Genomic DNA, 15,617 nt, shown 5'->3' on the forward strand with positions numbered 1-15,617 from the left:
TATAAAGTAACAAGCAACAAAAAACTCATTACAATTTGTAATGAGTTTTTTTATATTGTAAAAAATATGTTCTAATTAAAACATTTCTCTACCAGAAAAGTGGAAGTTACCTTCGATAGCAGCATTCTCATCAGAATCAGAACCGTGAACAGCGTTCTCACCAATAGAAGTAGCATATAATTTTCTGATAGTTCCTTCAGCAGCTTCAGCAGGATTAGTAGCTCCAATTAAAGTTCTGAAATCTTCAACAGCGTTATCTTTTTCTAAGATAGCAGCAACAATAGGACCACGAGTCATAAACTCTACTAACTCACCAAAGAAAGGACGCTCTTTGTGAACTCCGTAAAAAGTTTCAGCATCTCTTGTAGTCATTTGTGTTTTTTTCATTGCTACAATTCTAAATCCAGCTGCATTAATTTTTTCTAAAATAGCACCAGTATGTCCATTTTCAACAGCATCTGGTTTAATCATTGTAAAAGTTCTATTTGTTGCCATTATGTGCGTTTCTTAATTATAATTTCGCGCAAAAATACGTTTTTTAATGTTATTAGCAAGTTAAGCTTATATTGTTGAAGTTTCCTAACCTGTTTTTAGTAGTGAAATTTTAAGGTAATTAATACAATATCAATTACAATATATTTTAAGATTCTCTGTTAAACAGAGGTAATAATAAATTAATTACTTAAGAGTTTAATTGATTGAAAAATGAAGTATTAAACGTATGTCTGAGAGCTTAAAAAAAGCAAACAAAACCATAACCTAAGTTAACAAAATCAATATTAATAAATTTTTAAAAGAATATTAAATTGTATCTTCGCCGCGTATGATTTTAAAGAACTTTAAAGAACTTTCTGAATATCTGAAAGTACCTAGAAATATAGTAATAATTGGGCATAGAAATCCAGATGGTGATGCGTTAGGGTCAACACTTGGATTGAAACATTATTTTGATAAAAAAGGACACAAAACTCAAGTATTAATGCCTAATGAATATCCTGATTTTTTACATTGGATTCCTGGCTCAAAAACAGTATACAGATTTGATCGTCAGAACAACCAATGTGTAAAAGCATTATCAAAGTCGGATATTATTTTCTTACTAGATTTTAATGCATTACACAGAGTGGGTGATGATATGAAAAATACTTTAGAAAAGTATGAGAATGATTTTGCATTGATAGATCATCATCAACAACCAGATGATTTTACGTATATGTATTCAGATACCTCAATGTCATCTACTTGTCAAATGGTGTATAATTTCATAGAAATGTTTGATGATTTGGATTTAATAGATGAGGATACAGCTACTTGTTTATATACAGGTATTATGACGGATACAGGATCTTTTAGATTTAGATCTACAACAAGTAGAACCCACAGAATTATAGCTGATTTAATAGATAAAGGAGCAAAAAACGATAGAATACATAGCAATATATATGATTCAAATTCTCATAGTAGATTGTTATTATTAGGACAGGCGTTGACCAATTTGAAAATTTACCCAGAATATAAAACAGCTTTCATTACTTTATCTCAAAACGAAAAGGATGAAAATAATTATGAAAAGGGTGATACCGAAGGGGTAGTGAATTACGCATTATCTTTAAAGGGAATTATTTTTGCAGTTATTTTTATTGAAGATAGAGAGCAAGGAATTGTAAAAATATCTTTTAGATCTAAAGGAACTTTTTCTGTAAATAAATTTGCAAGAAGTCATTTCAATGGAGGAGGACATGATAATGCTGCTGGAGGTAAGTCAAATCTTTCATTAGACGATACAGTAGCTAATTTTATATCTTTATTACCTAATTATAAACAAGAATTATTAGCGTCTTATGAAGAGTAGTTTTTATTTTTTTGCAATTTATGTGTTTCTTTTTTGTTCATGTGCTGAACCTAAAGTGCGTAGACCAAAACAACATTCTACAACTTCTTTTTACAAAGAAGTAATTGATCAGAATAAAAAATTGAATGCATTAGAAAAACAAAAAATAGAAAATCTATTATCTAAAGATACTTTGAATACCTATTATAGTTCTCCAAATGGATTTTGGTACACCTATAATCAAAAAGATTCTACAAATGTGAATAAGTCTCCTGTAAGCGGCGATTTGATTACTATTTCGTTTGATATAAAAGATATAACTAATAATGTATTGTATGAAAATAGAACCGTAGATTACAAAGTAGATAAAGAAGACTTTATACCAGCATTACAAGAAGGAGTGAAGTTAATGAAGGAAGGAGAACAGGTAACTTTTGTTATACCTTCTTACAGGGCTTTTGGAGTTACAGGTGATGGTAATAAAATAGGTATCAATCAAACGATAAAAAGCACTTTAACTTTACAGAAAATTAAAGAAGAGTAAAGAAAAGTGTCTATAATTCACAAAGAAGTGAAGAAAAGTATTATGATTTCTTGTTTTTTTATTACAAAGTATTAGAAAAAAAATAATTTAAACTTTAAAGAATGTAAAAAAACATAGAAACTGTTACATTTGTCACTTTAATCATAAACTAACGATACGTTAATAAATATAAAATAATCAAAATAAATGAAAATCAATAAGTTTTTAGCCGTAGCTGTACTAGGTGTTTCAGCTGTAGCATGTAACAACGGTGGTACGGGGTTAACTAAAAAGAAAAGTTTAGAGACAAATATTGATTCTGTAAGTTATGCGGTAGGTTTAAGTACAGGAATGAGAATGAAGTCTGATCCTATAGCTAAAGATTTAGATCTTGATGTGTATTTACAAGGTTTCATGAATGGAGTAGATTCTACAGAGTTTTTACTTGATCCTAGCAAAACTGAAGGTATTATGAGAGCTTACTTCCAAAAAAAGCAAGCTGAAATAATGAAGCAGCGAGAGGAAGAAGCTAAAAAGAAAACCGAAAAGGAATACGGTGATTACAAGAAAGAAAACGAGAAGTTTTTAGTTGATAACAAAACTAAAAGTGGAATTATTACTACTGAAAGTGGATTACAATATCAAGTAATTAAAGAAGGTAACGGAGAGAGTCCAAAAGCTACAGATAGAGTAAAAGTACATTACCATGGTACTGTAATTGACGGTACTGTTTTTGATAGTTCTGTTGATAGAGGAACTCCTTCTGAATTTGGAGTAAATCAAGTTATCAAAGGATGGATTGAAGGTTTACAGTTAATGAAGCCAGGAGCAAAGTATAAGTTCTTTATTCCTCAAGAATTAGCATATGGTTATCAGGGAAGATTACCTAAAATTAAACCATTTTCTACATTAATTTTTGATGTTGAATTAATTGAAATTAAAGAAGCGGCTAATACTAACGGGCATTCAGCAGGAGACGGTCACGGTCACTAAATAAAAAAACAAATCAAAAGACATTAACAAAACCCTTTGTTAATGTCTTTATTTTTTACCTCAACCATGAAATCAATAAAATTTATAATTTTAATAGCAGTACTTATCGTTTCTTGTAAGTCTGCAAAATACCCAGATTTATCAGAAGGTCTGTACGCAGATATTCAAACTAATAAAGGGGATATTTTAATTCAGTTACACGCAGAAGAAGTTCCTATGACAGTAGCAAATTTTGTTTCTTTAGCTGAAGGAAGTAATCCAAAAGTAACAGATTCATTAAAAGGAAAACCTTATTACGATGGTATAAAGTTTCATAGAGTAATTAAAGATTTTATGATTCAAGGAGGAGATCCTACAGGAACTGGAAGAGGTAGTGCAGGATATCGTTTTGATGATGAATTTCCTTTAGATGAAACAGGAAAGTTAATTTATAAGCACGATTCAAAAGGTATTTTATCTATGGCCAATTCTGGACCAGGAACAAATTCATCACAGTTTTTTATTACGCATAAAGAAACTCCTTGGTTAGATGGTAAGCATTCTATTTTTGGAAAAGTAAAATTAGGTCAAAATATTGTTGATACTATTGTAAAAGGAGACTACATTAATAAAGTAGAAATTATTAGAGTAGGAAATAAGGCAAAAAAATTCAATGCAGCTGAAGTTTTTTTGCAGGAAATAGGAAATGCTGAGCAAAGAGAGAAAGAAAGAAAAGAAAAGATAGCATTAGCAAAAGAGAACATTAAAAAAGATTTAGGGTACTACGGATCTACAACTACAAGTTCAGGTTTAAAAGTATTAAAATTACAAGAAGGTAAAGGAAAAGAAGTGAATCCTGATTTACCTACAACAGTTCATTATACTTTATTTGATGACTTAGGAAACAAAATAGCATCTAGTTTAGATGGAAATAAACCTTTTACTTTTGTAATTAATGATCCTAATCTTCCTTTAATTGCAGGTTGGAAAGAAGGAGCTAAAATGTTACGTGAAGGTGAAAAGGCTCGTTTATTTATACCTAGTTATTTAGGATATGGTGAAGTAGGAAGGTTACCAGTTATAAAGCCAAATACCGACCTTATTTTTGAAATAGAAGTTTTAAAAGTTGGAAAATAATTTATCTTTAGATCAACAGATCTTAATTTATTTAAATAGTTTAGGAAGTGAGCAATGGGATCCAATTTGGTTAGTTATAACCAATCAATTGAATTGGATTCCTTTGTTTCTAATCATATTATTCTTGTTAGTTAGACAGTTTGGAGTAAAAAAAGCTGCTTTCACATTATTATTCATTGCAATATTGGTTGCTTTCTCTGATCAATTTACAAATTTAGTGAAAGGCTTAACGGCAAGAACTAGACCTTGTAATACTCCTGAAATGCAAGAATATTTACGAAATTTATCTTATAAACCAAGAGGTTTTAGTTTTTGGTCAGGTCATGCTTCTTTATCTACTGCTTTTACTGTGTTTATCATATCACTATTACGAAAAAACTACAAGTACATTTACTTTTTGATTTTGTTTCCGATGGTGTTTGGGTATAGTAGAATTTATTTAGGAGTACATTATCCTGTAGATGTAACCGTTGGTTATGTTTCAGGAACAATTATAGGAATATCTTTTTATTACTTATTCAAGTTTGTTTTCAAAAAAGTTTTTAAAGATGAATTGAAATAACTATACAAACTATTAATATGAAAAATAGTAGTTTGTATATAATTTCAGTTTTGTCAATTATACTCCTAGGCTTAGGAGTGTATATTTGGTTTCATAACTTTAAGGAAGCCGATATATTAAGGACAAAGAATGATACTTATACCAATATACAGGTAAGAGAGATTCAAGAGTCTCAGCATATAGAATTTGTAAAGGAGAAGGCAATTGAAATTATAAAAACGAATAAATCGTCTAGACATAAAAGAAGTGATGAGTCCTTCTTTAGATCTAAATTAATACTACTTCAAATCGTTTTTATTTTGGTTAGTTTTATTTTTAGTGTAATTGCTATTCTTAAAAGAAACACATAAAAATTCTTTTAGTTTAATTAACTATCATTATTTTTAGTTTTAAAACCTTAAACAATGGAATTAAAGCTAGTGGATTCAGAATTGGAGTTGCAACAAATTTTAGAGCTACAAAAAGCAAATCATTATGATAATGTTTCTGATGATTTGAAACAAGCAAACGGATTTGTGACTGTAAAGCATGATTTAGCGACGTTAACTTTAATGAATAAAAAAGCAAGGCAAATTATAGCAGTTGATGAAAATGAAGTAGTAGGGTATGCCTTGGTAATGGTAAAAGAATTAAAAAGAAATGTACCAACGCTTGTTCCTATGTTTGAAAAATTAAAAACATTAAGTTTTAATGGAACTTCTCTACAAAAGCTCAATTATTACATAATGGGACAAATATGTATTGCTGAAAAATCTAGAGGAAAAGGAATTTTTAAATCGTTATATCAAAAACACAAAGAAGTGTATTCAAGTGAATTTGATGCCTGTATCACTTCTATTTCTACAAGTAATCCAAGATCTATTAGAGCTCATGAAAAGATTGGTTTTAGTACCATACATACTTTTCATGATGAGTTAGATGAATGGAATATCGTACTTTGGGATTGGAATTAATTTATTTATTGATAACAGTTGATGTTTTACTTAATCTTGTTGACTGAACTAGATTATTTGTAGTACCAACAATTTGTATTTGAGTAGGGATAAAATCTTCTTCCAATTTAGGCACAATAAATCGTATGACATTGTTCTTTAAAGTGGCAGGGTAAGATTTCTTTAATTTATCAGATTTTAATACGACTTCTATTTTTAGGTTAGGATTATCAATAAAAGAATCTGTAGTTTGGTTAAAGCTAATAGGAATACGGTTTTTTGCGTCTTTTGTAATTGTTACAAAATCTGGTATTGTTATAAATGAACTGGTATGTCTTTCATAAGCACCATTAATACTTTTTATAAACAGTTTCCTATTGTTCTTTTTGATTAAAGAATCAGTACTTTTTAACCTTCCAGTATTCACCAATAAAATACTATCTGTATGATAGGTTTTATTGAAGTTGTATAAATCGTATTGATTTTTTCTACTATACCAAGCATTTATTTGATAAGGTCTTTGCCCAGTATAAAACCAATACAAAGAGGTGTTTTGGTATGAATTAATGAATAGCGGGTTTTGATCTTTTACTTTACTTTTAAGTTCGCTAACCCATTTTTTATTACCGTGCATTTCAAACTGATGAGGTAAAATTCCATCATTAGCCATTGCAAATCGAAGAAAGGTTGTAACAGCAATGGTTATAAAAGCAAGAATTTTAAAAGTTTTAATGCCTTTTTGAGCGTTCAATAAGTAATTAAAAGGAATTATAATCAATGGAATCGAAATAGGAACAATCCATTGTGCTTGGGCGTGTCCTTTAAATGTACTAATGAAAAAGAAGATGATAAATCCGAAGACAACAAAATTCAATCCCTTTTGAAAAGGATCTTTAGTTTTTAGATTTTTTAAAAGAGATTTATAAACAATCGGAAATGTAAAGCCAATAATAGCAATCATATTTACGAAGTGCATATAGGTATCTCTAGGGTAGTATATTGTATGTTCTTTTCTTTCGAAAAGATGATATTTAAAAGAAGGGAAATCGTTGTTTATTTGCCATAATAAATGCGGGGAGAATAAAAAGATGACACCTAATGCAGTCAACCATATTTTACCATCTCTCAATACTTTTAAATTAGAAATTAAAACAAAGAAAATAATTAAAATGGCTTGATATTTACTGTAGAGCATAGCAGCCATAGAAACGGTTAATAGTATATAACTTAAAAAAGATTTATTATCTAAATATTTTCTGTAGCCTAAAAAGAATAACGAAGCAAAAAGCATTAAAGGAGTGTCTGGTACAGTTATAAATCCGTAGGCATTAAAAAGAGAAGTAGCTAATATTAATAGTACAAACAACCATTTGTAATCTTCTTTTTTAGGATGCTTAATTGTAAGCCAAATCAAATAAAAACTTAAAGAAAGTGTAAATGCAGCAAAAAATCGAACACTTAATTCTCCAGAAGCAATAAAAAATTTAGAAATAGTAATCCAAAGAGCCACCATAGGAGGGTGATCAAAATATCCCCAATCTAATTCATTACTGTAAGTCCAGTAATAAGCTTCATCAGCAATTAATTCAGTAGTGTAACCTTGAATTAAGTTAATAACAGCTAAAAAAACTAAAAATATAGGAAGAAAATACTTCGATTGTAGAATTGCTTTCATTTGTGCAAAGCTATAAATAAATATAATTTCGTCAACTTCTTTTAGTAAAGGTTTTCTTAAAAAAGAAGGTTAGCATATTAACAAATAAACTCAGTATAATTTAGATATTTAATCTTCTAACTTTAGTTCTTTTCTTAAATAGTGATCACTGTTTTTATTTTTATTCCAGTAATCAATTTTTAAAGTTTTTAATAAAGTTGCTTTTGTTGTTGATGTTTTTCTGTTTTTTCCATAACCGCTATCATAGGTTTCTTTCCAACTAATAATTTTATAAGGAAAGTTAGAAGAAAAAGTAATTTCTAAAACTCTATGTAAACTAGGATATTCAATTTTGTAAACAGTAAAGGTGTCATTGGCATCTAAAGTTATGTCAGCTTCATAACCTTTAAAATCTTTATGCATTGAGTTTAGATAAAAAAAGCTAGGAATAACTGTATGTTTTTCGGTAGGAAGAGATTCAGGGTTTAAGCGTATGTAAGACCATAAATCATCTTCTAAAATAGCTTTACTTATTTTTTTGTTTTTGAAAGAGGCTCCTTCAAAGTATGAGTTGAAATTAAAAATAAGATCTTTTTTGTTTTTCATTTCTACATAAGTCATTCCGCACCATTCTTGCATAGATGAAGCTATTTTTAAAGAGCTACTTTCATTTTCAAAAGGAAAGAAAGTACTATTCATCATTGAATATGGATAAATACCTGTAGTGAATTTTTTGGTGGTATTAAGTTTTAAAACAGAAACATTGTTTTTATTAGGGTAATCAGCTTTGGTGTTTGAATTTTTAGAAAAAGGTTCAGTAACATAAACCAGTGTTGCTGTTCCTTTGTGTACTTCACCATATCTTACCTGTTCTAAATTGTAACTTGAAATTTCAGCATTACCATCAAACCAATAATCTTTTAGTTTTTTATTTACTTTTCTGCTTGGTTTTTCAGTAGTCAAAGTAGGTTTTACTTTTTCAGAAGCATTTGCATTGCTGCATGAATGAAAACTAATAAGAGTTGTTAAGAAGAAAAATAAAATGAAAAAGTAGGAAAAGATTTTTTGTGATTTCATAATGATGGAATATCAAATATTATGATTTTCAATTATAACGATAATAGAGAATAAAAAAACCTGAGTTGTAAAACTCAGGTTTTGTATTTAATTATTCTTCGTCAATTTCTGTTCTTGTTTCTGCAGGTTTGTCACCTTTCTCTATTTTAATGGTCAATTTTTTAGAACTTTCGTCTAAATCCATAAAAATAGAATCACCTTCATCAAGTTTAGAGTTAACAATCTCTTCAGCTAAAGCATCTTCAATGTACTTTTGAATTGCACGTTTAAGAGGTCTAGCACCATATTGTTTGTCAAAACCTTTATCAGCAATATAATCTTTTGCTTTCTCGGTTAAGTTTAAGTTGTAACCTAAATCAGCAATACGATTTAAAAGTTTCTCTAACTCGATATCAATAATTTTGTGAATGTCCTCACGCTCTAGAGAGTTAAAGATAATTACATCATCGATACGGTTTAGGAATTCAGGAGCAAAAGACTTCTTTAAAGCACCTTCAATAATACTTTTAGCATGCTCATCTTCTTGTTCTTTTTTAGATTGTGTACCAAATCCAACACCACCACCGAAATCTTTCAGTTTTCTAACTCCAATATTAGAAGTCATGATGATAATTGTATTTCTAAAATCGATTTTTCTACCTAAACTATCTGTAATATGTCCATCATCTAAAACTTGTAAAAGCATATTAAATACATCAGGATGCGCTTTTTCAATCTCATCTAAAAGAATTACAGAATAAGGCTTACGACGTACTTTTTCAGTTAACTGACCACCTTCTTCGTATCCAACGTAACCTGGAGGCGCACCAATTAATCTGGAAATAGCAAATTTCTCCATGTATTCACTCATATCAATTCTAATTAAAGAATCATCAGAGTCAAATAACTCACGAGCTAATACTTTTGCTAATTGAGTTTTACCAACACCTGTAGAACCTAAGAAAATAAATGAACCAATTGGTTTGTTAGGATCTTTTAAACCAACTCTGTTTCTCTGGATAGATTTCACCACTTTAGTAACAGCGTTATCTTGACCGATTACTTTTCCTTGAATTAATGTTGGAAGCTCAGCTAAACGATTACTTTCCGCTTCAGCAACTCTATTTACAGGAATTCCTGTCATCATAGAAACTACCTCAGCAACATTTTCTTCAGTAACAGTTTCTCTATGTAATTTAGAGTCTTCTTCCCACTGCTGTTGAGCAGAGTCTAGTGCAGTTTCAATATTCTTTTCGTCGTCTCTTAATTTTGCAGCTTCTTCATATTTTTGACCACTAACTGCCTTTGTTTTACGTTCTCTAATTTCATCAAGCTTAGATTCAAGCTCAAGTATTTGCTGAGGAACAACAATATTAGTAATGTGGATACGAGAACCAGCTTCATCTAAAGCATCAATAGCTTTGTCTGGTAAAAAACGATCCGTCATATATCGATTCGTTAATTTTACACAAGCTTCAATAGCTTCGTCAGTAAACTCAACGTTGTGGTGTGTTTCGTATTTCCCTTTAATATTGTGAAGAATTTGAACAGTTTCTTCAACCGTAGTTGGGTCTACCATTACTTTTTGAAAACGACGTTCTAAAGCACCATCTTTTTCAATATTTGTACGGTATTCATCTAAGGTTGTTGCACCAATACATTGAATCTCTCCACGAGCTAATGCTGGTTTTAACATATTAGAAGCATCTAACGAACCAGTAGCACCACCAGCACCAACAATGGTATGTATTTCATCAATAAATAAAATAATATCATCGTTCTTTTCTAACTCGTTCATTAACGCTTTCATTCGTTCTTCAAACTGTCCTCTGTACTTTGTACCAGCTACTAAGCTAGCTAAGTCTAACGAAACAATTCGTTTATCAAATAAAATACGAGATACTTTTCTGTTCACAATACGTAAAGCTAATCCTTCAGCAATTGCAGATTTACCTACACCAGGCTCTCCAATAAGCATTGGATTATTCTTTTTACGTCTACTTAAAATTTGTGATACACGTTCAATTTCTTTCAGTCTACCAACTACAGGGTCTAGTTTGCCTCCTTCTGCTAGTGCAGTTAAATCTCTTCCGAAATTGTCTAAAACAGGAGTTTTAGATTTTTTGGCAGGTTTGCTTCTCTGTGATTGTTGACCATAATCAGACTTGTCTTCAGCAAAATCATCTCCAGATGTTTCTGCTACGGGGTTAATTGGTAAGCTACCGTCTTCTATATTTAGTTCTTTATACATCACTTTAGCTTGATCGTAATCAACATCATACTTTTGCAATAATTTTGTTGTCGGATCGTTCTCGTTACGTAATATGCATAATAACAAGTGTGCTGTATCAATAGCATTACTCTGGTACAATTTAGCTTCTAAAAAGGTCGTTTTTATAGCTTTTTCAGCCTGTCTTGTTAAATGCAAGTTTGTTTTTTGGCTTAAATCACTTAGTGAGTTTGATGGATTAAGTCTTTCTAATTTATTGCGAATTAAATTCAGATCTATATTAAATGTAGACAATATATCTATAGCTTTTCCATCTCCCTTCCTAATCAAACCTAATAAAAGATGTTCAGTTCCAATAAAGTCGTGTCCTAATCTTAAGGCTTCTTCTTTACTAAAAGTAATAACATCTCTAACTTCTGGTGAAAAATTTTCGTCCATAAATTAATTTTCTTTAGTTGTAAAGTTAATAAGAATTTTTTTTAGAAAAAACACAAAAAAGGTGCCACTTGTAAAAAAGGACAAAAAGACAGTAAGGTTATTTGCGATAAAACTGTTGAAAAGCCATTTATATTGTTAATAAGTTAAATGAAAATTATTGAATTATAATTGGGAGTTTTTAGTTAAAATAATATCTTGCAATGTTATATAGATGCTAATATTTAGCTAATAAAAGTGGATTTTAGAATTTTAAAATTCACTTTTTTAACGAAAGAATTCTAATATTATAAAAAGATTAATATGGCAGATGGCGAAAAGTTAATTCCGATTAATATTGAAGAGCAAATGAAGTCAGCTTACATTGATTATTCAATGTCAGTTATTGTTTCAAGAGCCTTACCTGATGTACGAGACGGTTTAAAACCAGTACATAGAAGAGTATTATATGGAATGCATGAATTAGGAATTAAATCTACTGGATCTTACAAGAAATCTGCAAGGGTTGTAGGTGAGGTTTTAGGTAAATATCACCCACATGGTGATACTTCAGTATACGACTCTATGGTTAGAATGGCGCAACATTGGAGTATGCGTTATATGATGATTGATGGACAAGGTAACTTTGGATCGGTAGATGGAGATAGCCCTGCTGCAATGCGTTATACTGAGGTTAGAATGAAGAAAATATCTGAAGAAATGTTATCAGATATTGAAAAAGATACTGTTGATCATAAATTAAACTTTGATGATACTTTAAAAGAACCAACTGTTTTACCAACAAGAGTTCCTGGTTTATTAGTAAACGGAGCATCTGGTATTGCTGTAGGTATGGCAACAAATATGGCACCACATAACTTGACTGAAGTTATTAATGGTACTGTTGCTTACATTGATAATAGAGATATTGAGATTGATGAGTTAATGCAACACATCAAAGCTCCTGATTTTCCAACAGGAGGTATCATTTATGGATATGATGGTGTAAGAGATGCTTTTCATACAGGTAGAGGACGTATTGTAATGCGTGCTAAAGCTACTATTGAAGAGGTGAAAGGACGCGAATGTATTATTGTTACTGAAATTCCTTATCAGGTAAATAAAGCGGAAATGATTAAAAAGACCGCAGATTTAGTGAATGATAAGAAATTAGACGGTATTGCAAGTATTAGAGATGAGTCTGATAGAAAAGGAATGCGTATTGTTTATGTATTAAAACGTGATGCAATTCCAAATATCGTATTAAATAAATTATTTAAGTATACTCAGCTTCAAACGTCTTTTAGTGTTAACAACATCGCTTTGGTAAAAGGTCGTCCAGAGCAATTAAACTTAAAGCAATTAATTCATCATTTTGTTGATCACAGACATGAAGTAATTGTTAGAAGAACAGAATTTGAATTAAAGAAAGCAGAGGCAAGAGCACATATTTTAGAAGGTTTAATTATTGCTTCTGATAATATTGATGAAGTAATAGCTATTATTAGAGGTTCTTCTAATGCAGATGAAGCTAGAGCTAGCTTAATTAAGCGTTTTGAGTTAACTGAAATTCAAGCAAGAGCAATTGTAGAAATGCGTCTTCGTCAGTTAACAGGACTGGAACAAGATAAATTAAGAGCTGAATATGATGAAATAGTTAAAACTATTGCAGATTTAAAAGATATTTTAGCTAATGAGCCAAGACGTTATCAAATTATCAAAGAAGAGTTAGAAGAAATTCGTGATAAATACGGTGACGAGCGTCGTTCTGTAATTGAGTATGCTGGTGGAGATATGAGAATCGAAGATATGATTCCTAACTCAAAGGTTGTAGTAACAATATCTCACGCAGGTTACGTAAAGAGAACAAACTTAGACGAGTATAAAGTTCAGAATAGAGGAGGTAGAGGACAGAAAGGAGTGACTACAAGAAATGAAGATTTCTTAGAGCACTTATTCGTAGGAACAAACCACCAACACATGTTGTTCTTTACTCAAAAAGGAAAAGTATTTTGGATGCGTGTTTATGAAATACCAGAAGGAGGTAAAAACACAAAAGGTAGAGCTATCCAAAACTTAATTAATATTGAACAAGACGATAAAGTACAAGCATTTTTAGTTACCGATGATTTAAAAGATGAAGATTACATCAATAATCATTATGTAATTATGGCTACTAAGAAAGGTAAAGTTAAGAAAACACCTTTAGAGCAGTACTCTCGTCCAAGAGCAAATGGTATTAATGCTATTACCATTAAAGAAGGAGATGAACTATTAGAAGCTAAGTTAACAACTGGTGATAGTCAAGTAATGTTAGCATTAAAATCGGGTAAAACAATTCGTTTCGAAGAAGAGAAAACACGTCCGATGGGAAGAACAGCTTCTGGAGTAAGAGGTATTACTTTACAACATGAACAAGATGAAGTAATAGGTATGGTTTCTGTAAATGATATGGAAAGCAATATATTAGTAGTATCTGAAAAGGGTTATGGAAAACGATCTAAGTTAGAAGACTATCGAATTACCAATAGAGGAGGAAAAGGTGTGAAAACATTGAATATTTCAGAAAAAACAGGTAATTTGGTCGCTATTAAAAACGTAGATGATTCTAATGATTTAATGATTATTAATAAATCGGGAATTACGATTCGTATGGCTGTTGAAGACTTGCGTGTGATGGGGCGTGCAACTCAAGGAGTACGATTAATAAACATTAAAAATAATGATAGTATCGCTGCCGTTGCTAAGGTTAAGCATGAGAAGGAAGAGGAAAACGAAGATGAAAATGGCACGGAAATTGAAAATGAAACTAACATAAATTAAGAATTCGTATAACACATAACAAAAACGACTAAAATGAGAAAACAAGTATTAGCATTTTCTTTAGGTTTATTAACTCTAGCATCTTTTGCTCAAAAGAAAGAGCTTAAGTCTATAGAGAAAGCACTTAATAATAATGATTTCAATGGAGCCCTAACCGTTGTTAAATCTCTTGAATCTTCAATTGAAGGAGCGGATGATAAATATAAATCAAAGTATTACTTTTTAAAAGGTCAAGCATTAGTAGGAAAAAAAGAGTACGAAAATGCAGTAGCTGCTTTTAATCAGTTATTTGATTTTGAGAAGAAGATTGGTAAAAAGCGTTACACTTCTGATGCTAAGCCAGTAATTAATAAAATTATTCAGTCTGTTTCTGAAAAAGCTGTAAATCTTTACAATAATGAAAAGAATTATGACGAAGCAGCTAAATATTTCTACTTAACTTATAAGTTAAGTCCAAAGGATACTTCTTTTGCATATAACGCAGCAGTAAGTGCTACACAATCTAAAAACTATGACGATGCTTTAAAGTATTACAAAGAGTTAAGAGATGTTGGTTATACAGGTAAAGAAACGATCTATTATGCTACTAACAAGGCAAACAATAAAAAAGAGAACTTAGGTAGTAAAACTCAAAGAGATTTGATGGTAAAAGCTGGTAATTATGTTAATCCAGTAGATGAAACTACAGAAGGTAAAACAGCTACTATTGTTAAAAACATAGCATTAATCTTAAAAGAGCAAGGTAAAACTGATGAGGCTATTGCAGCATTATCTGAAGCTAGAAAAGCTAATCCAAAAGATTTAAACTTATTATTAAATGAAGCTGATATGTATATTAAGCTTGGTAAAATGGATAAGTTTGGTGAGTTAATGAGCGAAGCAGTAGCTTTAGATCCTAATAATCCTACATTATACTACAACTTAGGTGTTGTAAACTTTAACCAAGGTAGAGGAGAAGATGCTATCAAATATTATAAGAAAGCAATCGAATTAAAGCCTGATTATTCTGATGCTTACATGAACATTTCTGTAGTAATTTTAGATAGAGAAAAGGCAATTGTTGAAGAAATGAACAAGAACTTATCTAACTTTAAAAAGTACGATGCATTAGCTTTAAAGCAAAAAGGTGTTTATAAAGAAGCTTTACCATATTTAGAGAAAGCAGATCAGTTAAACAGAAACGTAGATACTGTAAAGTCTTTAATGAGTATTTATGATGTTTTAGAGATGAGTGCTAAATCTAAAGAATACAGAGATTTATACAAATCAATGAGATAATATTATTGCAACATTATTGTTGACGAAAAAAGCCAGAAAGTTTAAACTTTTTGGCTTTTTCTTTTTAATTAATTTTTTTAGAAGTAGAAGTCATCTTGACTTTTTTTGAGAAAAAATTAAGGGTTGTAGATATTTGTGTTGCGAAACATAAAAACACAACCCTATGTACCAAGTACTAAGCAAAGATATGATAGAATTAGAAATA

At 30.4% G+C, this 15,617-nt stretch carries 13 protein-coding genes; 9 read left to right on the top strand and 4 right to left on the bottom strand.

All coding sequences use genetic code 11. The annotated features are described in order from the left end of the window. Window positions 1-75: 75 nt before the first annotated feature. Window positions 76-495: a nucleoside-diphosphate kinase gene (locus EYW44_RS18340; protein WP_132726092.1), complete on the bottom strand. Its 420-nt coding sequence runs from the start codon at window positions 493-495 to the stop codon at window positions 76-78. Between the two features lie 328 nt (window positions 496-823). Between EYW44_RS18340 and EYW44_RS18345 the strand changes: the two genes are divergently transcribed. The 7 genes from EYW44_RS18345 to EYW44_RS18375 all read left to right on the top strand — a co-directional run bounded on the left by EYW44_RS18345 (window position 824) and on the right by EYW44_RS18375 (window position 5,978). Beyond that, window positions 824-1,852 (top strand): DHH family phosphoesterase, encoded by a 1,029-nt coding sequence (locus EYW44_RS18345; protein WP_132726095.1) that lies wholly within the window; start codon window positions 824-826, stop codon window positions 1,850-1,852. Further along, window positions 1,842-2,375, top strand: a complete 534-nt coding sequence (gldI, locus tag EYW44_RS18350; RefSeq protein ID WP_132726097.1) for a gliding motility-associated peptidyl-prolyl isomerase GldI — start codon at window positions 1,842-1,844, stop codon at window positions 2,373-2,375. Before EYW44_RS18345 ends, gldI begins: the two co-directional genes overlap by 11 nt. 186 nt (window positions 2,376-2,561) lie before the next feature. Beyond that, the gene (locus EYW44_RS22725) at window positions 2,562-3,347 is read left to right on the top strand and encodes an FKBP-type peptidyl-prolyl cis-trans isomerase (RefSeq protein ID WP_132726100.1); all 786 of its coding nucleotides are present in this window, start codon (window positions 2,562-2,564) and stop codon (window positions 3,345-3,347) included. Between the two features lie 66 nt (window positions 3,348-3,413). Beyond that, window positions 3,414-4,463 (top strand): peptidylprolyl isomerase, encoded by a 1,050-nt coding sequence (locus EYW44_RS18360; RefSeq protein WP_132726103.1) that lies wholly within the window; start codon window positions 3,414-3,416, stop codon window positions 4,461-4,463. Next, complete coding sequence (locus EYW44_RS18365; protein ID WP_132726107.1) at window positions 4,453-5,025, top strand: phosphatase PAP2 family protein; 573 nt, start codon at window positions 4,453-4,455, stop codon at window positions 5,023-5,025. Before EYW44_RS18360 ends, EYW44_RS18365 begins: the two co-directional genes overlap by 11 nt. Window positions 5,026-5,042: 17 nt before the next feature. Continuing rightward, on the top strand, window positions 5,043-5,375 hold the full coding sequence (locus EYW44_RS18370; protein ID WP_132726109.1) for a hypothetical protein: 333 nt from the start codon (window positions 5,043-5,045) through the stop codon (window positions 5,373-5,375). A gap of 54 nt (window positions 5,376-5,429) precedes the next feature. Further along, window positions 5,430-5,978, top strand: a complete 549-nt coding sequence (locus EYW44_RS18375) for a GNAT family N-acetyltransferase (RefSeq protein ID WP_132726112.1) — start codon at window positions 5,430-5,432, stop codon at window positions 5,976-5,978. 1 nt (window position 5,979) lies between these two features. Here EYW44_RS18375 and EYW44_RS18380 read toward each other — a convergent pair whose 3' ends face one another. The 3 genes from EYW44_RS18380 to EYW44_RS18390 form a co-directional block, all read right to left on the bottom strand. Then, a complete protein-coding gene (locus EYW44_RS18380) occupies window positions 5,980-7,632 on the bottom strand; it encodes an ArnT family glycosyltransferase (protein WP_132726114.1) in 1,653 nt (550 codons plus the stop codon). A gap of 108 nt (window positions 7,633-7,740) precedes the next feature. Then, a complete protein-coding gene (locus EYW44_RS18385) occupies window positions 7,741-8,688 on the bottom strand; it encodes a septum formation inhibitor Maf (protein WP_132726117.1) in 948 nt (315 codons plus the stop codon). 91 nt (window positions 8,689-8,779) lie between these two features. Beyond that, a complete protein-coding gene (locus EYW44_RS18390) occupies window positions 8,780-11,335 on the bottom strand; it encodes an ATP-dependent Clp protease ATP-binding subunit (protein ID WP_132726119.1) in 2,556 nt (851 codons plus the stop codon). A 300-nt stretch (window positions 11,336-11,635) separates the two neighbouring features. Between EYW44_RS18390 and gyrA the strand changes: the two genes are divergently transcribed. Together gyrA and EYW44_RS18400 are read left to right on the top strand one after the other, a co-directional pair. Further along, window positions 11,636-14,134 (top strand): DNA gyrase subunit A, encoded by a 2,499-nt coding sequence (gene gyrA / locus EYW44_RS18395; RefSeq protein ID WP_132726122.1) that lies wholly within the window; start codon window positions 11,636-11,638, stop codon window positions 14,132-14,134. Between the two features lie 33 nt (window positions 14,135-14,167). Continuing rightward, window positions 14,168-15,412, top strand: coding sequence for a tetratricopeptide repeat protein (locus EYW44_RS18400; protein ID WP_132726124.1), 1,245 nt, complete (start codon window positions 14,168-14,170; stop codon window positions 15,410-15,412). The last annotated feature ends 205 nt before the right edge of the window (window positions 15,413-15,617 follow it).

It is taken from the genome of Tenacibaculum sp. M341 (genome assembly GCF_004337695.1).
Classification (GTDB): domain Bacteria; phylum Bacteroidota; class Bacteroidia; order Flavobacteriales; family Flavobacteriaceae; genus Polaribacter.